Origin of the sequence: Actinomyces sp. oral taxon 171 str. F0337 (genome assembly GCF_005696555.1) — a bacterium.
GTDB lineage: Bacteria > Actinomycetota > Actinomycetes > Actinomycetales > Actinomycetaceae > Actinomyces > Actinomyces oris_E.
Genome location: NZ_CP040005.1, coordinates 2,182,109 through 2,203,734, shown reverse-complemented (window position 1 = coordinate 2,203,734; position 21,626 = coordinate 2,182,109). Strand labels below are relative to the sequence as shown.

Below are 21,626 nucleotides of genomic sequence, written 5' to 3'. Positions count from 1 at the left end.
TCACCGTTCATGGAGGGGTGTACGACCGGGGTCAGGAGTCGCGGCCGTCTGCGGAGGATAACTGTTCTGCCGACTCGTGGATCACCTTGGTGGCGTTTTCCAGGAACTCAATGAGCTGGTCGACCTGGCTGTCCGGCCAGTGCTCGACCAGAGCAGTCAGCTTCTGGTTGGCGGGCAGGAATATCTCGGCAAGACGATCAACGCTTGTTGCGTGGATGGTGAAGGATCGCAGGTCCGTCTCACTGGGGCGACGCTCCACCCATCCGTCGCGGACGAGTCGCCGCAGCACGCTCGTCATCGTTGTTGTCCCCATCCGGGTTCGGTGGGCGAGGGCAGTGGGGGTCTGTGGCCCGTTGCGGTGCAGGACGTCGAGCACCGCCAGATCGCTGTCATTGAGCCCGGTTTGGGCCGCAACAGCACGGTTGCTGGCGGTGAGTTCGCTGTTCATGGCGCGCAGCGCCTGAATGAGACGCTGATCGTGAATCCGTCTGCTCAAGCGATTCTCCTGATCCGGCTGAACGTGGATGAGCGTCAGGATAGATCGACGACGAGCTTGCCGCGGACATGCCCCGTCGCCAGCTCGGTGTAGGCGGCGCGAATCTGCTCCAGCGTGAAGGAGTAGGTACGGGCGAGTTCGACCTTGATGGCGTCGTCCGCCACCAGCTGTGCCACGTCCTCGAGGTCGCCGCGTCCACTGCTGTGGCGTGAGCCGGTGAACTGCACGCCCTTGAGGATCACCGCGGGCGAAGGAACCAGAGTGCCAATGGAGCGGCCTGTCAGCCCGAGATCGCGGCCAAGTCGTACGTAGCCGCCGCCGTAGCAGTCCAGGAGCTTGGTGACGGACGAGGGAGCCGCTTCGCGAACCCGGTTTGTCAGATTTTCACCGTATGTGACTGGAATAGCGCCCAAGGAGCGGAGGTAGTCCAGATTGCGGGCGCCGGCGATTCCGATGACCGTGGCGCCTCGGCTCACGGCCAGCTGAGCGGCGATCGACCCCACGCCGCCTGCTGCGGCACTGATGACAATGACATCGCCCTGGTGCAGGTTCAGCTGCCTGAATGCGCCGCACGCGGTTTGCGAGGCCACACCCAGGCAGGCTGCCTGCGTGAACGACAGTCGGGCCGGCTTCTTGACGACGTCGTCGGCGGGTGCCACCAGCTCGGTGATGAGTGCTCCGCGGGTATCGGCCTGGCCAGGAGCGCTTCGCAAGGTCCCCAGCACGGCATCGCCCACAGCGAGGTCGGTGACGTTCGCACCGACGGCGTCAATGACACCTGCGAAATCTCGGGCCACGCCCCTGGGGAAGCGAGCGGATGCGCCCTCGAACCAGCGTCGAGGGTGAATGATGCGCTGAACCCGTTCAAGCCGTCGCAGGTCGCCCTGGAAGGTCTTGAAGTCGAGGGGGTTGAGTCCGACGGCGCGCACCGCGACGCGTACCTCTCCTTCGCCGGGCGCCTGCTCCGGGCGCTCGGCCTCCTCCAGAACCTCTGGTCCGCCGAATCTGCGGTACTCGATCGCTCGCTTCATGGTTACCTCCTTGGGCTCGCTCGGCGGCGAGATGGCTGGTCGTTGCTCTGAAGTACTTCGTCGAATGAATAATACGATGATCGTACTAGATTGAGCAATGGTGTGTTTCTGGCCGCCTTCGCGACAACATCCATCGCTGTCGAGAGCTCTCCTCGTCTGCTCGCCCAAGCGGGCTTGGAGGTCTTGATGTTGAGGGAGTCCCTGAGTGCTCGATGTATGTTTTTGCACCTGTAACAAACTACTTGATCTCGAGTGTTGCAACGACCGACGCTGGGTGGATGTTGTCGAAGTGTTTGGTGAACTAATGTTCATCGAACTTGTGGTGTTCATGGGTTGTGAAATGTTGTGCTCGTCACAAATTATCGAGATCGTTGTGAGTGTTGAGTTTAGTTTCTTATGCTTGTGTTGTGCCATGCAGAAGAATTCGACCGTGAAAGCGGGGGTGACATGTCGACATTGCTGGAACACAAAGAGGCCATCCGTGAAGTCATAGATCTTTTCTCGAACCTGGAGATCGATGTGCTTGAGCAGGCTAAGCTCGTCACCTCCGACGTTCATTTCGAGGTCTACGACTCGGATGGTTCTGTCATGGTGGAACTTGACGGTAGAGATAAGCTTATTGAAGTATTTCAAAAGGCAATTTCGGAAATCAAAACTGCTTATCACCTCAATGGGCAGCAAGTCATTACTGTTGATGGCGATTCCGCCATCGATGTTCACTATGGCAAAGCGATTTTGGTGCAAGAGGTGGATGGTAAGGACGTTGTTGTGGATCGCTCCTATCGTTACACTGACACCCTCGTGCTGACAGACGGCGCTTGGCTCATCAAGCGTCGCATTCAGCATCTTGTTTTGAGTGAAACGCGGCCACTTTGAGTGTCGAGATAATCCCATTGCGTAACGTCGCAAGTTAATGGTCATGAGTGCCGTGTAGTCCCCCCGACCGTTGAGGAAGACCTGTTCCCCGGAGCTGGCCACTGCGTCGGCCGCAATTTCGGTGATCCGCATGATCTCTGCGGTGAAGGGGATCGTGTGGATGCCCGAGGCGGTGGTGACGCCCCGGTTGGTCACCACCGGGGCCTCCTCGTAGCGCGCACCACCGCGGTACCCACTGGCCTCCAGGTAGGAGGCGGCATTCGGGGTGTGGCGGCGCTCGTCAAGAGCGGAACGTGTCGGTGCCCTGGCCTAGGCTTGGCCTCACGATGAACGCGATGAACTCCCTCTTTGGCGCCCTGCCCATGCCCGGCTCCGGCGGTGCGGCCACGCCGCCGCCCGAGGCCGCGCTGCCCGCCCTCGTTCCCGCCGCAGGCTCCTTCGACGACGACTCCTGGGCCGACGTCGAGGCCCCGGAGGAGGACTGGGGCCCCGAGGACGCCCCACCGCTCGAGGACGAGTCCGCCGCAGCCCCCACCTGGCAGGAGCGCCAGGACGAGGTCTCCGCCCTGGTCGCCCGCGCCCAGGCCAATGCCGTCGCGGCCCGCGCCCGAGCCGACGGCGCCGCGCCGTTGGGCCAGCCCTCCGGCCCTGCCTGGGGGGTGACGGTTTCAGACCCGGCCGAGCTGCTCTCCGGCCTCAACCCCGCCCAGGAGGCCGCCGTCACCCACGCCGGCGCCCCCCTGCTCATCATCGCCGGCGCGGGCTCGGGCAAGACCCGGGTCCTGACCCACCGCATCGCCCGCCTCATCGCCACCGGCCGCGCCCGCCCCGGAGAGATCCTGGCCATCACCTTCACCAACAAGGCCGCCGCCGAGATGCGCGAACGCGTCACCGCCCTGGTCGGGCCCGCCGGCGAGCGCATGTGGGTCTCCACCTTCCACTCCGCCTGCGTGCGGATCCTGCGCCGCGAGCACGAGGCCGCCGGCCTGCGCTCCACCTTCTCCATCTACGACGCCGCAGACTCCACCCGCCTCATCACCCTCATCGTGCGCGAGCTGGGCATCGACCCCAAGCGCTTCACCCCCAAGACCTTCGCCCACCGCATCTCCGACCTCAAGAACGAGCTCATCACCCCGGCCCAGTTCGCCGAGCGCGCCGTCACCTCCAACCCCCTCGAGTGTCACCTCGCCGAGGTCTACCGCGCCTACGCCGAGCGCCTGAGCGCCGCCAACGCCCTGGACTTCGACGACATCATCATGCGCACCGTCGCCCTGCTCCAGACCCGGCCGGCCGTGGCCGAGATGTACCGGCGCCGCTTCCGCCACATCCTGGTCGACGAGTACCAGGACACCAACCACGCCCAGTACGTCCTCGTGCGCGAGCTCGTCGGCGGCCCCGGCACCTCCGGGGCGGGCTCGGCCCTGCCCCCGGGCGAGCTCACCGTCGTCGGCGACTCCGACCAGTCCATCTACGCCTTCCGCGGCGCCACCATCCGCAACATCGAGGAGTTCGAGGAGGACTACCCGGCGGCGCGCACCATCCTGCTGGAGCAGAACTACCGCTCCACCCAGAACATCCTCTCGGCCGCCAATGCCGTCATCTCCCGCAACAGCGGCCGGCGCGAGAAGAACCTGTGGACCGCCGCCGGCGACGGCGCCCCCATCACCGGCTACGTCGCCGACTCCGAGCACGACGAGGCCCGCTGGATCAGCCAGGAGGTCGACCGCCTGGCCGACGAGCACGGCGTGCGCCCCCGCGACGTCGCCGTCTTCTACCGCACCAACGCCCAGTCCCGCGCCCTCGAAGAGGCCTTCATGCGCGCCGGCCAGCCCTACAAGGTCATCGGCGGCACCCGCTTCTACGACCGCCGCGAGATCAAGGACGCCATCGCCTACCTGCGTGCCGTCGACAACCCCGACGACGACGTCAACCTGCGCCGTATCCTCAACGTCCCCAAACGCGGCCTGGGGGACAAGGCCGAGGGTGCCCTGGCCGAGCACGCCGCCCGCTACGCCGTCTCCTTCGGGCAGGCCGTCGCTGACGCCGCCGGAGCCCCCCGCGAGGACCAGGCCAACGAGCCTGACGGGACCGAGGGTGCCGACGGGCAGGCCCCCTCCAGCATCGGGACGAGCGAGCCGCCCGAGGTCGAGGGCCTGACCACCCGCGCCCGCAACCAGGTGCGCGGCTTCCACGAGCTGCTCACCACCCTGCGCCACATGGTCACTGCCGGTGACGGCGTCGCCGATGTCCTCGACTCCGCCCTGGACGCCTCGGGCTATCTCGCCGAGCTGCGCGCCAGTGACGACCCCCAGGACGCCACCCGCGTGGAGAACCTTGCCGAGCTCCACTCGGTGGCCAGCGACTTCCAGGCCGCCAACCCAGACGGAACCCTGGCCGACTTCCTCGAACGCGTCTCGCTCGTGGCCGACTCCGACCAGCTCCCGCCCAGCGCCGACCTGGAGGACGAGGACGCCCGACAGGCCGAGGAACAGGGCCAGATCACCCTCATGACCGTCCACACCGCCAAGGGCCTGGAGTTCCCGGTCGTCTTCGTCACCGGTATGGAGGACGGCACCTTCCCCCACACCCGCTCCCTGGCCGAGGAGACCGAGCTCGCCGAGGAGCGCCGCCTGGCCTACGTGGCCCTGACCCGAGCCCGCGAGCGCCTCTACCTCACCCGCGCCGCCGTGCGCTCGGCCTGGGGCGCCGCCAACGCCATGCCCGCCTCCCGCTTCCTCGACGACGTGCCGGACGAGACCATCGACTGGAAGCGTCTGGCCTCCTCCATGGAGGCGCTGCGCGGCGGCGGCACCGGCTGGGGTAGCAGCTGGGGCGAGGGCGGCTTCGGCTCGGGCGGGCGGCGCTCGGGCGCCTCTCGACAGAGCACCTACTCCGACGACGATGATTTCGCCCCACCCGTGGGCGCAGGCACCAAGCGCTCGGGCAAGCTGGGGCGCGTGGAGACCGCCCAGGACCGGGCCGCCAAGCGCGCCTCCGCCCGCCTCGAGGCCCGCGGGAAGCAGAGCGCCCCCTCATCGGCCGGCGCCGCCTCGGAGGACCTGCCCGCAGCCGTCGCCGGGCTGAGGACCGGCGACCAGGTGCGCCACGACTCCTACGGGGTGGGTACTGTCGTCGGCCTGGAGGGCAAGGGGCGATCCCTGACCGCCCGCGTCGAGTTCGTCATCGACGGCGCCCCCGCCACCAAGCGCCTCATCCTGCGCTACGCCCCCGTGACCAAGATCTGACGGTTCTGCTCTTGCTTCACCTTCCGCGGGATCGCGCCTGACAGCCCCAGATACTCCAGATACTTCGGTAGTCGCCCGAGTCACGACCGAGTCAGGAGCGGGCGGGCACCAGGCGCACGGGGCGCCGCTCGGCCCGGAAGTCGTTGACAGGGGCGCCGGAGGCGTAACCCAAAGCGAAGCCCGTGATGAGACGGTAGTCCGACGGCGCCTCGAACTCAGCGTCGAAGGGGCGGCGCCAGGTGGCCAGGACCCCCAGGGGGCAGGAGTCGACGCCGTGGGCCTTGGCGGACAGGAACAGGGTCTGCAGCATGATCCCGGCGTCGAGCGCGGCGAAGGGCATGAGGCCCTGGTGGACCAGGACGAAACCGATGACCGGGGCGCCGAAGGCCTCACAGTTGCGGCGGGCGGCCGCGTCACGGGCCTCACGGTCCTTGCGGGCGATGCCCATGTGCGCGTACAGCCGGCCACCGACCGCCTGGGAGTGGGGCAGCAGGTCCGCGGGGTAGGGCGCCCAGGTCGAGTAGTCGCCGTCGGGAGCCTTGCCGCTCAAGGCCAGACGGGCCATCGCCCCCCGCTCCTTGTGCTGGACGGGGAGGGTGGCATCGAACTCCTTGACGTAGGCCGCGCGCAGGCGGTCCGCCTGCTCACCGGTGGCCAGGGCCACCATGAAGGGGCGCGTGTTCGACCAGCTCGGTGCCTGGCGCGCATCCTCCAGGATCTCCTCAATGACCTCAGGCGGTACAGGATCGGCCCGGAAGTCCCGCACGGAGTGCCGGGAAGCGGCCAGGTCGGAGAAGGCTTCAGGGTTCATTGCGGCGTCTCCTCAGGCAGGTGCTGGTGGCGGGGGCCGAAGGTGGAGTCATCGAGCTGACGTAGGACCCGGGCCGGGTTGCCCACCGCCAGGCTGCCTGCGGGAACGTCCTTGGTGACCACTGAGCCCGCGCCGATGACGCAGTTGTCCCCGATGGTCACGCCGGGGCAGACAATGACCCCGCCGCCCAGCCACACGTTGTCCCCGATCGTGATGGGGTCGGCCGCCTCCAGGGAGCAGGCGCGCGGCGTCGGCTCCAGGGGGTGGACCGGCGTGAGCAGCTGGACGTTCGGACCGATCTGGCAGTGCGCACCGATACTGATCCGGGCGACGTCGAGGGCCACGAGCCCGTAGTTGACGAAGGTCCCCTCACCCACGGTGATGTTGTCCCCGTAGTCCACGCGCACCGGCGGCAGCAGACGAGCCTGGTCGCCCAGCCCCGGGATCGCTGAGCGCAGCAGGTCCCAGCAGTCCTCCTCGCCCTCGGCGAAGGCCCGCTCGAAGCGGTGGAGCATCTTGCGGGCGTGGGCGGCGATCCTGGCGTTGTCCGGGTCGTCGGCGACGTACCAGTCACCGGCGAGCATGCGCTCGCGGTTGGTGCGCTTGTCGCCCACGAAGTAGGGCTCGGCCTCCGGGAAGCGCGGGGCGGGACTCTCACTCATACCCAGCAGCCTAGCGGCGGCCCGATGCGCCCGTCGGTCCGTTCGAGCCGACCCGCCGGATCCGGTGCTCGGAGCCTGTTCAGGAGTGGGGGAGCACCTCGGCCACGGCCGCCCGCAGCGTCTCCGGAAGGCCCAGGGCCTCGAGCTCACCCAGCAGGGCGGTTCCGCTCAGACCCCGCTGCACCGCGTCCCAGGCCAGGTCCTTGGCCAGGTACTCCACCCGCGCGGCATCCAGGATCGCGTGGACCTCGGCCCGCCAGTCGGCAGGGGAGTGCTCGGTGCCGCGAAGGACCAGCTGGACGCCGTCGATGAGCTCCTGGCGGCTCAGCTCCTCCAGGTGCACCAGCGTCCCGGCCCCCAGGGTGAAGCCGTCCCCACTGACCTCCTCGGTGGCCAGCCGGCGCGCACGCTCACCCACCCCCAGCCAGGCGCCGGCCACCTGGCCGGCCAGAAGCCGCACCGTCACCAGTCGCGAGGCCGGCACGACCTCGGCCGCCCCCTCCAGGCGGATGCGCAGCACCACGTCGGCGCCGTCCTCGGCCTCCGGCCAGGTCAGCGCCATGTGGGTGCGGGCGATGCGGTCCTCCCCGGGCTGGGCCGAGCCGTCGTCCTCCTCCAGGGTGAAGCTCCCCGAGCCACCGGGCACGACGACGATCTCCAGCTCGCGCGGATTGTCCCCGGCCGCCTCCGTCAGGTTCCCGGCCAGGGGGATCACTGAGCCCGCCCGGGCCAGCACCCCGATCCGGTCCAGGGGGCGCGACAGGCTCAGCATGCGCCCGCGCCCGCCGGTCGTGGCCTCATAGCGGCGCCCCGTGGGCAGGTCGTACCAGACGCCGTCGGGCAGCCAGGTCAGCTCCCGACCCAGGCCGGTGGCCTCATCGAGCCGGGAGGTGAAGGGCACCACCAGCAGGTCCCCAAAGCAGAAGCTGCCCTGGTGCTCGTAGGCGGCCAGCTCGCGCGGGTGGTCGTGGTAGACCGGGCGCACCGGCCCGATGCCCTCACCCACCGAGCGGCGCGCCCACGTGTACAGGTAGGGCACCAGTCGGTGACGCAGCCGCAGGTACGCCTCCATCGTGGCGCGGGCGTCACGCGAGTAGCGCCAGGGCTCCTTGGAGGTGAAGCCCGAGTTCGACGAGTGCAGGCGGTTGATGGGGGAGAAGCAGCCCAGCTGGAACCAGCGGGCTGCCATCGCGTCGTCGCTGCCGCCCATCATGTGCCCGCCGATGTCGTTGGACCACCAGAAGTAGCCGATGTTGGCGGCCGTGGCCGTGAACCGGGGCTGAAAGCGCAGAGAGTCCCAGCTGATGATCGTGTCCCCGGAGAAGCCCACCGGGGTGCGGTGGCTCGAGGCGTCGGCGAAGCGCGAGAAGGTCACTGGGCGGCGACGCTCCACGCCTCCGCCGGCCGTCGGGCGCTCGCGGCCCGAGTCGAGGTAGTGGACGTGGTTGAGCATCCACAGCGGGTCCAGGCCGGGGACCGTCGTGGAGCCGCCCTGCTGCCAGTCCAGCCACCAGAAGTCCACGCCCTCGTCCTCCAGGGGACGGTGGAGGCGCGAGAGGTAGGAGCCCACGAAGTCACGGTCGGCGATGTTGAAGGGCACGTCCTCCCCGGTGCTCGCATCCAGGCCCAGGTCGGCGCAGACCTCCTCGTAGGCTCCCTCATGGCGCCGCACCCCCTGGGCCGGGTGCACGTTGAGCGTGGTGAGCATGCCCCGCTCGTGCAGGCGGGCCAGGAACGCCGCCGGGTCGGGGAACAGCTCCCGGTTCCAGGTGTAGCCGGTCCAGCCCGTGCCGATCGCCGGGTCGATGTCGGTGACGTGCCAGTCCATGTCGATGACGGCCACGGAGAAGGGCAGCTCCTCGGCGGCGAAGCGGTCCATGAGCGCCAGGTACTCCTGGTCGCTGTAGGGGTGGTAGCGGCTCCACCAGTTGCCCAGCAGCGCCCGCGGGATGAGGGGGCTCGGCCCGGTGAGGCGGAAGAAGTCCCGCAGAGCCTCCTGGTAGTCCTGGCCGTAGCCGAAGACATAGAGGTCCTGCGCCCCGTCGGCCAGGCGGTTGCCGGGTTCACGGGGCTGGACCCACTCGTCCTGGGTGAGCAGCAGCGAGGCCGAGTCGTCCAGGGCGGTGATGCCGTTGAGGCTCAGCAGACCCGGACCGAGGGCGACGGCGCCGTCGGCCTCATCCAGGGTGCGGGTGGTGCCGCCCAGGTTCGTCGGGAAGGTCTCGTCCGGATCCCACACGTCGCCGTGGTGCCAGGTGCCGCCGTGGGCGTGGAGTGCCGTCGAGCGCAGCCTGACGCTGAGCCCGGACGGGGAGAAGCCCAGGGAGGGCACGTGGGTCAGGTGCAGGTGCTCGGTGATGATCTCCAGACGGTCCTGACCATGCACCACCCGGAACGACGGCGTCTCACCCAGGTCGCGGCTGACGACCAGCTGGGTGGCGGCGTCGGTGAAGACGCCCGTGGGGGAGTGCTCCATGCGGATGAGCCGAGAGGTGAGCACCGTGAACCGGTAGCGGGACTCCTCCGACGAGGTCCCGGCAATGACCGCCTCAGGGCGGGCGGCGGCTGGACGCGGAGTGTCAGGGGCATCGCGGAGAGGAGAAACCAACGGTCGGCCTTTCAAAGCAGGAGTCGTCGCAGGGAGCGGCGGGAGAGGCAGCGCCCTGGCCAAGGCGCGAGAACTCATCTTAATCGGCCCTGGTCCCAGGAGTGTTCTGACACAATCGGTACCGATCCTCGAGGCTCCGTCAGTCCTTGGCGGTGCAGCAGGGGCAGGCCCTCAAGCACCCTGTCCGACCCTGCTTCTCCTGGATTTCCCTCGGATCTTCCCCGGCCGGTAGGAAGGAAATCGCCCATGACCTCTCCCGCACCCCTGGTCGTCTCCGCCCACCACGTCGGCGACGATCCGGATTGGTGGCGCCACGCCGTCGTCTACCAGGTCTACCCCCGCTCCTTCGCCGACTCCGACGGCGACGGGATCGGCGACGTCCCCGGCCTGACCAGCCGCCTGGACCACCTCGACGAGCTCGGGGTCGACGTCGTGTGGCTCAGCCCCGTCTACCGCTCCCCTCAGGACGACAACGGCTACGACATCTCCGACTATCAGGACATCGACCCCCTCTTCGGATCCCTGGCCGACCTCGACGCCCTCATCGAGGGACTGCACACCCGCGGCATGCGACTTGTCATGGACCTCGTCGTCAACCACACCAGCGACGAGCACCCCTGGTTCACCGCCAGCCGCTCCTCGACGGACAACCCCAAGCGAGACTGGTACATCTGGCGTCCCGCCAGGCAGGTCGACGGGCTCGCCCCCGGGCAGCCGGGCACCGAACCCACCAACTGGGGCTCGGCCTTCTCCGGACCGGCCTGGGCCTGGGACGAGGGCACCCAGGAGTTCTACCTGCACCTCTTCTCACCCAAGCAGCCTGACCTCAACTGGGAGAACCCGCAGATGCGCCGCGCCATCCACGAGATGATGACCTGGTGGCTGGACCGCGGCGTCGACGGCTTCCGCATGGACGTCATCAACCTCATCTCCAAGACCTACCCGCTCACCGACGCGCCCCAGGGCGAGGGCGACCTCTACGGCGACGCCTTCGCCGCCGTCGCCAACGGCCCCCGCATCCACGAGTTCCTCCACGAGATGAACCAGCAGGTCCTCGCGCCGCGGCCCGGACACGTCCTCACCGTTGGCGAGATGCCCGGGGCCACGCGAAGCGAGGCCGCCCTCTACACCGACCCGGCCCGAGGCGAGCTCGACATGGTCTTCCAGTTCGAGCACGTCAGCCTCACCGACGGACCCGGAGGCAAGTTCGACCCACAACCCCTCGACCTCGTCACCCTCAAGCAGAACCTGGCCCACTGGCAGGCCGCCCTCGCCCCCGCCACCGATCCATCCGGCGCCGTGAGCCAGGAGAAGGGCTGGAACTCCACCTACTGGGACAACCACGACCAGCCCCGCGCCGTCTCCCGCTTCGGCGACGACGACCCCGCCTGGCGCGTCCGCTCGGCCAAGACCCTCGCCACGATCCTCCACACCCACCGCGGCACCCCCTACATCTACCAGGGCGAGGAGCTCGGCATGGCCAACACGGTCTTCCGTGGCATCGAGGACTACCGGGACCTGGAGTCCGTCAATCACTTCCACGAGCGCGTGCACGCCGGCGACGACCCGGCCGCTGTCCTGGCCGGTATCGCCCCCGTCTCCCGGGACAACGCCCGCACCCCCGTCCACTGGGACAGCAGCGAGAAGGCCGGGTTCACCACCGGCGAGCCCTGGATCGCCCTGGCCCCCGACCACGGCACCGTCAACGCCGCCGCCCAGGTGGGAGTACCCGGCAGCGTCTTCGAGCACTACCGCCACCTCATCGCCCTGCGGCACGACGACGACGCCTTCGCCCTGGGGACCTTCCGGCTCCTGGCGGCCGACCACCCCACCGCCTGGGTCATCCTGCGCCAGTGGCGCGCCCCCGAGACGGAGGGCAGTGGCGTCGAGCATCTCCTGCTCATCGCCCAGTGCGCCCGCGAGGACCTGCCCCTGGTCGGTGAAGGCGGTCTGCTGGTCACGCTCGCGGCCGAGGGCCTGGAGCCGGGGGAGTGGAGCGGTGCCGAGCAGGTCCTGCGCGCCGGCGACCCGGACGTCCAGCCCGGCTCCGGACACGCAGGCCTGCCGGAGGTGCTACCGGGCTGGGACTCGCTCCTGCTGCGCCGATGAGCAGGAGGAGATCATGAACCGCGATCAGATGAACGCCGCCTTCGGGGTGACTGATGAGCAGCTTGATTCCTTGGCTGCCGACTACGAGTCAGGTGACTGGAAGGGGCGACTTGGTCCTGTAGTGCAGGGTCGTCCTCGTCTGTACGAGGAAGAGATGAGGACTGTTTCTTTCCGCATACCTGCTTCGCGTTTACAGGCCATCGATGCGCATGCTGAGCGTAACGGAAAGAGCCGGTCGGAGTTTCTTCGCCAAGCCATTGATGATGCCCTTCTCGCTGGTTAGAAGACTGGTGATGGCACTCTTCTACGTCGGCCCAGGAGGAGGATGAGACCGGCGACCACGGCCGCGCCGGCGAGCAGGATCGTCGCATTGAGCCACGAGATCTCGAAGTCGGGCAGGTTCTCGCTCTGGAGCTGGCCGATGAACAGGCCCAGGGCGTTTCCGCTGATATGCAGGCCCAGGGCGAAGAACATCGAACGCAGCCGGACCACCGACCAGCCGGCGAGCAGCCCGAAGAGCACCTTGTGCAGAATCTGCCAGGCGTAGCCCTTGAGACTGGTGTCGGAGGTCAGCCAGGTCGGAAGATGCAGGGCGGTGAAGGAGACCGTCGTCATCAGCACAGCAGCCGTTGCCCCAAGACGCTCGTGTACCGGCGAGAACAGGGTGCGTCTCAGCGTGATCTCCTCGGGGATCGCGTTGTAGGCGATGCCGACGGTCAGGGCGAAGACCAGGGCGTGAAGCACCGTGGATGCGGTGATCTCCGGCTTCCACAGCGGGCCGGTGCCCGTCGGCCCCATCCAGGTGTGCAGACCGCCGAAGGCGACTCCGCCCAGGGCGCCGGTGGTGAACAGGACGGTTCTGCTGCGAATGCCTCCACCGGTCAGCAGGTCGCACCAACCGCGGCCCGATAGCCCGAACCACAGGGCGAGCCCGCCCACGTGAAGGAGGACGAGCATGAGGAACCACTGCCCCTGACGGATTGCCAGGGCAGTACCCAATGCCGGAGCGCCGGCCAGCATGGCGACCGCGGTCAGGGCGACGCCTTCGGAGACAGCGGGCCGTCCGGTCTCGAAGGTGTAGGCGTCGGCCGCGGAGGGCCGTAACGCGTGACGAGGCGGTGCGACGTCATAGTGACGATCCATAGTGATTCCGATTGAGACATGCCTGCTGGCTGCGATCCGCGCAGGAGTATACGTTCGCTCGGTAGGATGAATGGCCCTGACACGTCGCAGGAGAGCTCATCTACCGCGCCCGCGAGGCCCTCAGACGCGAGCCTGCTGCATGCCACCAGGCGGGGGAGGCCAGCAGCGTGGCCGTCAGGACGACCGCCAACAGGGCCACCAGTGTCCAGGCTCCGGCGCGGGCCAGCTCCCAGGTGAAGACGATCCCGAAGACGGGGGCCCTCTGGGTGGTGGCGAGCACCGCCCCCGCACCGGCCATCGCCAGAGCCGGCACGCTTACCTCCACCCCGTAAGCATGGAGCACGACTGCCAGGGCGGTTCCGGCGCTTGCGCCCGTTGCCAGCGAGGGAGCCAGCCGGCCACCGGTGGCGCCGGCTGCGAGCGTGAGACCGGTGAGGACCGGCTTGAGGACCACGACGCCCAGCAGCAGGACCACACCGGCCCCCGCAGCGTCGCTCGAGACCTCGGGAACGCGAGTACCCAGGGCCACCTCCATGGCATCACGGCCATTGCCGACGACGGCTGGGACCCACAGACTCACCAGCCCGGTGACCAGCCCCGCCGCTCCGATTGCCGCTGGCAACCACCGGAGGGTGCGCACCCGGTGCGCCAGCATCCACGACCACAGCGCCCTAGCCCCCACGCCGAGCGCGGCGGCTACCGGCACGAGCAGGACCAGGCCGAGGGCGGTCCCCGACGACAGTCCGTTCGAAGCGACCTCGAAGGTGGGCCGCCCGTGGGAGTGCAGCCAGGAGACGATCGTGGCGATGAGGCACACCGGCACTGCCACGAGGGCTCCGCGCCGTCGCATCCCGGACACCATGACGAGCTCGACGGCGTAGGCCGCCCCTCCCATCGGCGCGTTGTACATGGCCGCCAGCCCCGCGCCGGCGGCGGAGGCGATGAGGATCGCACCCTCGGCCCTGCCGATCCCCAGGCGGGTGGTGAGCCTGGCCGCCACCGCTCCAGCAGCCAGGCGCGGGGCGCCTTCGCGCCCCACCGAGTTGCCCGCGCCGACCGTGAGGACCTGAGTGACAGCGTCGAGGAAGGGACGCGCCAGTCCCATCCGGGGAGCCGCTTCGCCGCTGCGATCCGCCACCGCGGACTCCACGTCGGCCACCTCGCCGGTTGCGCGCAGCCACCACCACAGGCCACCGGCGACAAGGCCTCCCAAGGCCGGGGCGAGTATGCGCCGCCAGGGTGGGGAGGCGGCCAGCCGCTCCAGGAGCCCGCCATGGGTGAGGCCGTAGAACAAGGACTCGAAGAGCTCCAGGAGCAGCGCCATCGCGATCCCGATGAGCCCCGCGGCCACGCCCGCCACGGCGGCAGCCACCAGGAACCGGGGTCGTATCAGCGCGCGCACGCCAGGCACGATACCCGGCCCCGCGCCTGCCGGGGCCGGTGGGTCAGCTGGCCGCGTCGTCGACCGCTTCACCGAAGTCGGGGATGTCCTGAAGCGCCAGGATCCCGGTGTCCTGGCTGACCAGCCCCACGGCGGGGCGCAGGCCCAGCCACCACTGGTGACGGGGGCGACGGTTGTCCCGGTCGAGGTCGTCGTTCATGCGGTCCAACGGGTGGTCGGAGACCTTGCCCCCCACCAGACCGACGTAGGAGGCCGTCGGCTCGCCGTGCTTGAGGGCGCAGGCCAGCAGCTCCAGGGAGTGGGCGACGAGCTTGGTCGCCATGATGCGGTCGAAGGCCGTGGGGCTGCCGCCCTGCTGCTGGTGGCCCAGGATCGCCTCGCGCACGTCGTAGAGGCCCTTGCCCTCCTCGGCGAAGATGTGGGCCAGGACGTCGGTGGTGTAGTTGACGCTGGCCCGCTCGTTGCGGATCACCAGGTAGAGGCTGCGGCCCGAGCGGAAGGACTCCACCATCCGCTCGGAGTCGGCGGCCAGGCCCTTCAGGGTGATGCCCTCCTCGTTGAGGTAGACCTTCTCCGCGCCGGTGGCCAGGCCCGACATCAGTGACAGGTAGCCGCACTTGCGGCCCATGACCTCGGCGACGAAGCAGCGGTGCGAGGCCGCCGCGGAGAGCTTGATGGAGTCCAGTGCCACCACGGCGTTGTTGAGGGCGGTGTCGGTGCCGATGCTCAGCTCGGAGCCGGGCAGGTTGTTGTCGATGGAGGCCGGTACGCACACGATCGGGATCTGGAAGGCGGGGTAGCGGTCCCGCTCGGTGACCAGACGGAAGGCGCTCAGGTAGGCGTTGTAGCCGCCGATGACCAGCAGGGCGTCGATCTCATGGAGCTCGATGGCCCGCCCCAGGGCGTAGAGCTGCTCGATGGTGGGCACCTCGCGGCGCGTGCCCAGCTGGGCGCCGCCGTCACCGACCCAGCCCTCGACGTCGGCCCAGGTCAGCTCGTGCACGTCGCCGTCGAGCAGGCCGGGGAAGCCGCCGTAGACGCCCAGCATCGTGAAGTCATGGTCGATGCCCAGGCGCACGGCCGCGCGCGCCGCCGTGTTCATCCCCGGGGCCAGGCCGCCGGCGTGGATGATGGCGACCCGCTTGGGGCGGTCGCTGGACGACGGCGTCGAGCCCGCATCGGTGGCCGGCTCGACGGGAGGCGTGGACATGGTCTCGAACAGCTCGAGCATCCTGCCGAAGCTGGCCCCGCGGGCCTGGATCGCCCCGAGGTAGTCGTGGGCGGCCACGAGGTCCTTGACGGCGCGGGTGGCCGCGATCTGCTCCATCATCGGCAGGCGGCGGATGCGGTTGTGGCGCTCGGCGATGATGACCGGCTCGCTGCCCGGCTCCATGGACACCACCTCGCGGGCGGCGGCGCAGCCCAGCAGCGTCGACATCCAGCGGTCGTAGGCGCTGGGGCGGCCACCGCGCTGGACGTGACCCAGGATGGTGACGCGGGCTGCCTCGCCCAGCTTGTCGGCGATGACCTGGCGGACGTCGTCGGCGGTGATGCGGTTGCCCTCGCGGTCGGTGGCGCCCTCGGCGACGATCACCATGGACTCGCGGCGCCCGGCCTCCCGGCCCGCCTTGAGCTTGGAGCACATGTCCTCCTCCCAGTCCTTGCCCGGGGGGAGCTCGGGGACCAGGACGTAGTCACAGCCCCCGGCCACGGCCGCCATGAGGGCCAGGTAGCCGCAGTGGCGGCCCATGACCTCCACGACGAAGGTGCGCTGGTGGGAGGCGGCCGTCGAAGAGATGTCGTCGATGGCCTCCAGGATGCGGTGGAGCGCGGAGTCGGTACCGATGGTCATGTCGGCGCCCACCAGGTCGTTGTCGATGCTGCCCACCAGGCCGGTCACCATGAGGACGGGGTGGGAGGCGGCCGTCTCCGCGCTGATGTCACCGGCCTCGACGAGCTCCTCGAGCAGGGAGGGCCAGTTCTTGCGGAACTCGTTGGTGCCGGTCAGGGAGCCGTCGCCGCCGACGACCACGAGCCGGTCGATGCCGTGCTCCAGGAGGTTGCGGGCGGCCGCCAGCTGGCCGGCGCGCTCGCGGAACTCGGCCGAGCGGGCGGTGCCGATGATGGTGCCGCCGCGCTGGAGAACGGAGCCCACCGAGTCCCACTCCAGGGGGCGGATGCCGTCGCCGCCGGACACGGCCCCGGCCCACCCCTCCATGACCGCGTAGGGCCTGGCCCCCAGGCGGATGGCGGTGCGCACTACGGCCCGCACGGCCGCGTTCATGCCCTGGGCGTCTCCGCCGGAGGTGAGGACCCCGATGCGCAGGGGCTCGCCGTCCAGGCCGAGCAGCGGGCCGGCCGACGAGCCGGTGGGGGAGGGGACGGTGTCTGAGGACATGGCGGCTGGCATGTGGGGTCCTTCCCTGGGATCGCCGGTGGGCCTGGCTCCCGACGTCGGCCGGGAGGGCATCAGCCCTTATTGTTGCTGGTGAGCGCCGCCACGTCATCCGCCTGTGGTCCCAGGATCGGCTCCACGCGTTCGTCGGTCCCCGGTGAGTACATGGATGAAGGGGAGTGGTGTGTCCGCTTGCTGTGGGAGCAGGGGCTGTCAGGTTCACGACCCGGGATCTACCCGCCTCGGCGGGCCCGGAACCTGTGGGGCTCGGCGTCGAGGACGCGCTTGCGTCGTCGGCCCCATCGCCTGCCGCTCCAGAGGCCGAGCAGCACCATGGCACCCACCATTGCGCTTGGGGTCTCTTACATGAGCGCCCTGCTAAGTGCCGCCGCGTTGGTCCTCAGATAGTGGACGTCACGTAGATAGACGGTGTCGTGGCCGTCGTCGAGGTGGGACTGGAACGCCGCGTCGCCCTGCGCCGCCTGCGACCGCATGTAGCTGACGAGATCGAGCAGCCGTCGGCACGCGGTCTCAACGACCTGAGTCCGATTCACCTCCCCGTACTTGTCGCAGAACAGCCGAGCCCGCCGAGCCTGCTCGGCCAGAGAGCCGAAACCGACCGCGTTTCCTGGTGCGGTGAGTGGGGCGAAACGATAGATCGCGTAGGCGACGTCGCGGATGCGAGGGCCCGGGTGCGCGGTGTCGAAGTCGATGATTCCAACCAGCCCGCTCCCGTCGAACACGCAGTTGTACGGCGCGAAGTCCCCGTGGCAGATGACCTCGTAGGGCTCAACTGCCTCCAGCATCCAGCCGTCCACCACCTCGGTCGCCAGGTCACTGGTCACCTCGTGCAGTGAGCGCAGCGCTCGGGCAGCTGAGATGAGTGCCTCGTCGCTGCGCAGTGCTGCAGGCAGTGGGTAGCTGCCGGCCCGACCCTCCATGAACTCGAGGACCTGCCGGTCGTCGTCGGACAGACCCAGGAAACGTGGGGAGTACCTGAACCCCCTGCGCTCCAGCACGGTGAGCAGCCACTCGACATTGGTGCTGCCCTGGCGCCGACTGCGAAGGACTCTGCCACCCACCTTGGTGATCTCGGTCGAGCCGCCCTGAAGGTCCTCGGGAATCTCGCTCATGACACCTGCCCCATCTCTCATCATCCTACGTGGGCGGACGGCGCGCGTGGCCGACGACGGCTACGAGACGGGCCGGTCAGTCGACCGATCAAGCAGTGAACCGGTCAATGGCTGAGCCGTGACGAAGGACCCGTCCGCACGCCCAGTCGTGAGACGCGGTGACCACGCTGTGTGAGACGCCGCCTCCTCCCGCTCGTGTCCGACCTCCCCGAGCGGTACCGGGACGTTAGGCTCACCACTGGTGCCTGCCCGGCCCGCAAGCCATCCACATGCCCCGAGAGGATCAGCTGCATGGATCTGTACGAATACCAGGCCAGGAACCTGTTCCGCCAGCACGGCGTCCCCGTGCTCGACGGCGCCGTGGCCACGACCCCCGAGGAGGCGCGCAGCGCCGCGCAGTCCCTCCTCGATGCGGGCAGTGAGCTGGTGGTCGTCAAGGCCCAGGTCAAGACCGGCGGCCGCGGCAAGGCCGGCGGCGTCAAGCTCGCCCGCACCGCCGAGGAGGCCGAGGCCCGTGCCCGCGACATCCTGGGCATGGACATCAAGGGCCACACGGTGCGCGCCGTCCTCATCTCCGACGGCGTCGACCTCGACGCCGAGTACTACTTCTCCATCCTCCTGGACCGCGCCGAGCGCCAGTACCTGGCGATGTGCTCGCGTGAGGGCGGCATGGACATTGAGACCCTCGCGGCCGAGCGCCCCGAGGCCCTGGCCCGCGTCGGCATCGACCCGCTCGAGGGCATCACCCCCGCCGTCGCCCACCGGATCGTCGAGGCCGCAGGCTTCGAGGCCGGCCCCCTGGCCGACGAGGTCGCCGCTGTCATTGAACGCCTCTGGGAGGTCTTCACCGCTGAGGACGCCACCCTCGTGGAGGTCAACCCCCTGGTCAAGGCCGCCGACGGCCGCATCATCGCCCTGGATGGCAAGGTCACCCTCGACGACAACTCCCGCTTCCGCCACCCCGCCCACGCCGAGCTCGTCGACAACGCCGCCACCGACCCCCTGGAGGCCCGCGCCCGCGAGGCCGGCCTCAACTACGTGCGCCTCGAGGGCGAGGTCGGGGTCCTGGGCAACGGCGCCGGCCTGGTCATGTCCACCCTCGACGTCGTCGCCGGCGCCGGTGAGCGCCACGGCGGTATGAAGCCCGCCAACTTCCTCGACCTGGGAGGAGGGTCATCGGCCGAGGTCATGGCCACCGGCCTGGAGGTCGTCGCCTCCGACCCCCAGGTGCGCGCCATCCTCGTAAACGTCTTCGGCGGCATCACCTCCTGCGACACCGTCGCCCAGGGCATCGTGGCCGCCGTCGAGTCCCTGGGCGGGCTGCCCAAGCCCGTCGTCGTGCGCCTGGACGGCAACAACGCCGAGACCGGACGCGCTATCCTGGCCGACGCCGCTATCGAGGGCGTCACCGTCGTCGACACCATGGACGGGGCCGCCGACGTCGTCACCGCCATCGCCGAGCAGATCAGCGGCCGGCCCGCTGGCAAGGAGGCCTGAGACATGAGCATCTTCCTGACTGAGAACGACCGCGTCATCGTCCAGGGCATGACCGGCTCCGAGGGCCGCAAGCACACCACCCGCATGCTCTCGGCCGGCACGAAGGTCGTCGCCGGCGTCAACCCCCGCAAGGCCGGCACCACCGTCTCCTTCGACGTCACCCCCATCGGCCCCGGAGCCGGTGAGGTCCAGGCCGGAACCGTCGAGGTCCCCGTCCACGGCACCGTCGCCGAGGCCAAGGAGGCCACCGGCGCCGAGGTCAGCGTCGTCTTCGTCCCGCCCGCCTTCGCCAAGGGCGCCGTCGTCGAGGCCGTCGACGCCGGAGTGCGCCTCGTCGTCGTCATCACCGAGGGCATCCCGGTGGCCGACGCCACCTGGATGCGCGCCTACGCGGCCGACCGCGGCGTGCAGATCATCGGCCCCAACTGCCCCGGCATCATCTCCCCGGCCCGCTCCAACGTGGGCATCACCCCGCCCGACATCACCGGCCCCGGCCCCCTGGGACTGGTCTCCAAGTCCGGGACCCTCACCTACCAGCTCATGCACGAGCTGTCCGATCTGGGCTTCACCACCTGCATCGGCATCGGTGGGGACCCGGTGGTCGGCACCACCCACATCGACGCCCTGGCCGCCTTCGAGGCCGACCCCGACACCCGCCTGGTCGTCATGATCGGTGAGATCGGGGGCGACGCCGAGGAACGCGCCGCCGCCTACATCCGCGAGCACATGACCAAGCCGGTCGTCGCCTACGTCGCCGGTTTCACCGCCCCCGAGGGCCGCACCATGGGGCACGCCGGTGCCATCGTCTCCGGCTCCTCGGGCACCGCCGATGCCAAGAAGATCGCGCTGGAGGCCGCCGGCGTACGAGTGGGGCGCACCCCTAGCCAGACCGCTGAGATCGCCCGCGAGCTCTACCGCCGGCTGGCCGGTGAGGTGAGCGCTTGAGCCTGGCGCGGCAGCGAGCCATCAGCCTGACGTCCTGGGCCCTGTGGTCCCTGCGCGTAGGGGTCGAGTCGGTCGGCCTGGTCTGGCTGGTGGTGGTGCTGGCGACCATCGCCGTGTCCAAGGCGGCCTCCGGTGTCAACGCCGCGGCCATTCTGAGTGCAGGTGACGCCCTGCACGCCGGGACGGCCCTGTGGAGCCTCGCCTTCGGGGGAACGGTCGCCCTGTCCTCCGAGGACGATGGCGTGCTCAGTCTGCCGCTGCTGGGACTCACCCTGGTGCAGGCGGGCTGGACCTGGTTCTGTGTGCGGCGAGCACGCCCCTCCCGACCGGCGGCCGGGGCGGCCATCGTCGCCGCAGCGACCGTCGTCGCGGTCCTGGCCTGCCTCACCGGCCCCTCGGGACTGGACACCTGGCCCGCCGTCATCGGCATCGCCCTGCTCACCGGCGCCATCGTCGCCATCCAGCTCACACGCGCCGGCCACGACTGGCCCCCCTTGACCCGCTGGTGGGAACGCCGTCCCCATTGGTTGGGGCCGTCCCTGTCACTGGCCTACGGGACCACGCGGGCCCTGAGCCTGCTGAGCCTGCTGGTGGTGGTCGTGGCCCTCTTCAACGGTGCCGGCCGGGTCTCGGTCCTGCACGACTCCCTGGCCAAGGACGGCTTCGTCGCGATGGTCGGCCTGATCCTGCTTCAGGCCGGCTGGGTGCCGACCATGGTCATCTGGGCCTGCTCCTGGCTCATCGGCGCAGGCTTCAGCGTCGGCACGGGCACCGTCTTCGCCCCCGACCGCGTGGTGGCCGGCCCCGTCCCACGCCTGCCACTGCTGGGACTGGTGCCGTCAGCACCGCTGAGCAGTGTGGGCCTGTGGCTGCCGCTGGTGGTGACGGCCGGCGCCATGGTCGCCGCCTGGCGGCGTCGGGCGGTACTCAACGCCCTGCGGGTGCGCTATGCCCTCAGCGCCGCCGGTCTGGCAGCCCTCCTCGTGGCCGGCGGTGTGGCTCTGCTGTGCCTGGCCGCCTCCGGGTCCGTGGGGCCGGACCGGATGACTGCCGTCGGCCCACTGGTTCTCTACACCGTCATCCTCGTCTTCGTCGAGGTCGGTGTCGGACTGGCCTCCATGGCCGTTCTGGCCCACCCCTACACGCGCACCTGGGCCAGGAACACCCTGCCCGAGTCGGTCCTTCCGGCCGCCTACCGGCGGCACGATCCGCGCGAAGGTGCCGTCCATGAGGAGGCCGCTGAGGAGGACGAGGACGACGAGGCGTAGACCCC

The 21,626-nt window shown here is 69.5% G+C and carries 16 protein-coding genes; 7 read left to right on the top strand and 9 right to left on the bottom strand.

Annotated features, from left to right (window positions below):
• Positions 1-31 precede the first annotated feature (31 nt).
• Together FBF36_RS09540 and FBF36_RS09535 are read right to left on the bottom strand one after the other, a co-directional pair.
• The gene (locus tag FBF36_RS09540; RefSeq protein ID WP_034492288.1) at positions 32-496 is read right to left on the bottom strand and encodes a MarR family winged helix-turn-helix transcriptional regulator; all 465 of its coding nucleotides are present in this window, start codon (positions 494-496) and stop codon (positions 32-34) included.
• Positions 497-531: 35 nt separating this feature from the next.
• Positions 532-1,527, bottom strand: a complete 996-nt coding sequence (locus FBF36_RS09535) for an NADP-dependent oxidoreductase (RefSeq protein ID WP_009396350.1) — start codon at positions 1,525-1,527, stop codon at positions 532-534.
• A 396-nt stretch (positions 1,528-1,923) separates the two neighbouring features.
• On the opposite strand from FBF36_RS09535, the gene FBF36_RS13830 reads away from it, so the two are divergent.
• Both FBF36_RS13830 and FBF36_RS09525 read left to right on the top strand, forming a co-directional pair.
• Positions 1,924-2,403, top strand: coding sequence for a nuclear transport factor 2 family protein (locus tag FBF36_RS13830; RefSeq protein WP_009396348.1), 480 nt, complete (start codon positions 1,924-1,926; stop codon positions 2,401-2,403).
• A gap of 326 nt (positions 2,404-2,729) precedes the next feature.
• Complete coding sequence (locus FBF36_RS09525; protein WP_138137432.1) at positions 2,730-5,648, top strand: ATP-dependent helicase; 2,919 nt, start codon at positions 2,730-2,732, stop codon at positions 5,646-5,648.
• Positions 5,649-5,739: 91 nt separating this feature from the next.
• On the opposite strand, the gene FBF36_RS09520 is transcribed toward FBF36_RS09525, so the two are convergent.
• The 3 genes from FBF36_RS09520 to FBF36_RS09510 form a co-directional block, all read right to left on the bottom strand.
• Positions 5,740-6,459, bottom strand: coding sequence for a nitroreductase (locus FBF36_RS09520; protein WP_009395142.1), 720 nt, complete (start codon positions 6,457-6,459; stop codon positions 5,740-5,742).
• A complete protein-coding gene (locus tag FBF36_RS09515; RefSeq protein ID WP_009395144.1) occupies positions 6,456-7,121 on the bottom strand; it encodes a sugar O-acetyltransferase in 666 nt (221 codons plus the stop codon). Before FBF36_RS09515 ends, FBF36_RS09520 begins: the two co-directional genes overlap by 4 nt.
• Before the next feature lie 79 nt (positions 7,122-7,200).
• Complete coding sequence (locus FBF36_RS09510) at positions 7,201-9,729, bottom strand: TIM-barrel domain-containing protein (RefSeq protein ID WP_138137430.1); 2,529 nt, start codon at positions 9,727-9,729, stop codon at positions 7,201-7,203.
• 246 nt (positions 9,730-9,975) lie between these two features.
• On the opposite strand from FBF36_RS09510, the gene FBF36_RS09505 reads away from it, so the two are divergent.
• A complete protein-coding gene (locus FBF36_RS09505) occupies positions 9,976-11,838 on the top strand; it encodes an alpha-glucosidase (protein WP_009395149.1) in 1,863 nt (620 codons plus the stop codon).
• A gap of 13 nt (positions 11,839-11,851) precedes the next feature.
• Positions 11,852-12,121, top strand: a complete 270-nt coding sequence (locus FBF36_RS09500; protein WP_009395150.1) for a ribbon-helix-helix domain-containing protein — start codon at positions 11,852-11,854, stop codon at positions 12,119-12,121.
• On the opposite strand, the gene FBF36_RS09495 is transcribed toward FBF36_RS09500, so the two are convergent.
• The 4 genes from FBF36_RS09495 to FBF36_RS09480 all read right to left on the bottom strand — a co-directional run bounded on the left by FBF36_RS09495 (position 12,118) and on the right by FBF36_RS09480 (position 17,911).
• A complete protein-coding gene (locus tag FBF36_RS09495; protein ID WP_009395151.1) occupies positions 12,118-12,981 on the bottom strand; it encodes a CPBP family intramembrane glutamic endopeptidase in 864 nt (287 codons plus the stop codon). The genes FBF36_RS09500 and FBF36_RS09495 overlap by 4 nt on opposite strands.
• Before the next feature lie 100 nt (positions 12,982-13,081).
• Positions 13,082-14,383, bottom strand: coding sequence for a chloride channel protein (locus tag FBF36_RS09490; protein ID WP_009395152.1), 1,302 nt, complete (start codon positions 14,381-14,383; stop codon positions 13,082-13,084).
• 43 nt (positions 14,384-14,426) lie between these two features.
• Positions 14,427-16,793, bottom strand: coding sequence for a 6-phosphofructokinase (locus FBF36_RS09485; RefSeq protein ID WP_192574966.1), 2,367 nt, complete (start codon positions 16,791-16,793; stop codon positions 14,427-14,429).
• 347 nt (positions 16,794-17,140) lie between these two features.
• Positions 17,141-17,911 carry a phosphotransferase gene (locus tag FBF36_RS09480; protein WP_034491787.1) on the bottom strand — a complete coding sequence of 257 codons (771 nt, stop codon included), beginning with the start codon at positions 17,909-17,911 and terminating at the stop codon, positions 17,141-17,143.
• 291 nt (positions 17,912-18,202) lie between these two features.
• Here FBF36_RS09480 and sucC point away from each other — a divergent pair, with 291 nt between their 5' ends.
• From sucC to FBF36_RS09465, 3 genes are read left to right on the top strand one after another with little or no spacing between them, the layout of a single operon-like run.
• Complete coding sequence (gene sucC / locus FBF36_RS09475) at positions 18,203-19,408, top strand: ADP-forming succinate--CoA ligase subunit beta (RefSeq protein ID WP_138137428.1); 1,206 nt, start codon at positions 18,203-18,205, stop codon at positions 19,406-19,408.
• 3 nt (positions 19,409-19,411) lie between these two features.
• The gene (gene sucD, locus FBF36_RS09470) at positions 19,412-20,353 is read left to right on the top strand and encodes a succinate--CoA ligase subunit alpha (protein WP_009395162.1); all 942 of its coding nucleotides are present in this window, start codon (positions 19,412-19,414) and stop codon (positions 20,351-20,353) included.
• Positions 20,350-21,621, top strand: coding sequence for a DUF6350 family protein (locus tag FBF36_RS09465; RefSeq protein WP_009395163.1), 1,272 nt, complete (start codon positions 20,350-20,352; stop codon positions 21,619-21,621). The genes sucD and FBF36_RS09465 overlap by 4 nt, the downstream gene beginning before the upstream one ends.
• Positions 21,622-21,626: the final 5 nt, after the last annotated feature.